The organism is Fuchsiella alkaliacetigena (genome assembly GCF_023227765.1).
GTDB lineage: Bacteria > Bacillota > Halanaerobiia > Halobacteroidales > Acetohalobiaceae > Fuchsiella > Fuchsiella alkaliacetigena.
This window is the reverse complement of the sequence record NZ_JALKBZ010000110.1, coordinates 1-1,505: the sequence shown is the minus strand read 5'-3', so window position 1 is coordinate 1,505 and position 1,505 is coordinate 1. Positions and strand designations below refer to the sequence as shown.

Here is a 1,505-nt window from a genome sequence, read left to right as displayed (position 1 = left end):
TATCATACGCGTCAATTTAAGCTGAATTTTGATAGTCAACTGCTGAAATAGAAAATTCCATCATCCTTTGTAAAGTTGTTTTTCGATCGCGTTTTTCATATATGCTTTCTTCAGCAACTCTCTGAAAAAGATCAGTTATTTTCCAAATGCTAGACTTAATAGAAATCAGGTTTTCGGCAATCTTTAAAGCCTTTTCGCTCAGTAATTTCATAAAAAGTAAAATACTAATACCTCTATCATATTCATTATAAATCTTAGGATAATAATAGCTATATATTCTAAATGTCATTAATATAGTTATTAAGCGACCATATATCAAGCATTCTAACTGTTCTTGACCACAATTGCCTACTTTATCAATCTTAAAATAACTTTTACAAGTTTTAAAAATTAATTCTATTTGCCATCTTGCTCTATAGAGCTCACAAGCTGCTTTAGCTGAAAGCATACTACTTGGAACATTGCTGATAACAATATGCCAAGCTAATAATTCTATTTCATATTTACTTAACTGTTTACCTTTAGATTTAGCTTTTTTATGAGCCTTTCTTCTCTTTTCATTAACTATATCTTCAGGCAGACGAATAGCAACTAATCTACACTTAAATTTTTTACTATTTTCACTGCCTATAAAGGCTTGAATATCAATAACTTGCTTATCTTTTAGTACTTTTAAAAATTCAGCTCGCTTTGCTTTATTACTACCTTCTTTTTGAGTGCCAATTACAGTATTCTTACGGACTCTACTTAGAAAATAAGCACCTTTATTTGCAATTGAATCAAAAAACTTTTTATCAAAATAACCAAGGTCTGTGATAACTAATTCATTCTCATTAGTTTGTTCAATTATCTTATTATTGTAAGATACATCCGTTCCAGGAGATTTAGTTAGTTCAAGATTAACTATTGCTTTTGATAAGAGACTATAGCCAGCTTGTATTTTTAAACTAGAATTTGAATTTCGACCACCTAAGCCAGGCCACACTTGAGCTAATTTATCTGGTAACGATATTCTAGTACTATCATATATTTTGATATCTTCGAATTGAGTTAAAATTTTAGCTGTTTCAACAGATAAAAGCTTATTAGCTGTAAAATCCATTGCCAATGTAAACATAAGCTTTAAAAAGGTCGCGATTTCACCTAATTTTTGATGGATAGCCTGTTTAGTGATCCTTAAGTTTGGTTCAATTTCTTGGCATTGGGAAGCAATTACCTTTAATGAAGGATCATCACTTCCAAGTAATCCGAAAGTAAATACTTTAAGAATAGTATCAGGCATGAGCTTTCTTTGTCGTTTAATTAGCCCTATCTGTTCAGCCAATTTTATGAGTTTAGTCTTGCCAAAAAAATCAATAAGTTGTATAATAGGTGGTAAGTCCAATGAGAGAACCTCCTTTTGGGTTGGTTACCTATAGGTTCTCTCATTTTTTGTATTTTTGCAAGTAAAAATTCAAATTTCAAACTTTAAATTGTAAAATTATGGTCTAAGTTGACGCGTATGA

General features: G+C 30.4%; 1 protein-coding gene. It reads right to left on the bottom strand.

Features of this window, described 5'->3' with window-relative positions:
* Positions 1-16: 16 nt before the first annotated feature.
* A complete protein-coding gene (locus tag MWH30_RS13690) occupies positions 17-1,384 on the bottom strand; it encodes an IS4 family transposase (RefSeq protein ID WP_248664659.1) in 1,368 nt (455 codons plus the stop codon).
* Between the last annotated feature and the right edge of the window lie 121 nt (positions 1,385-1,505).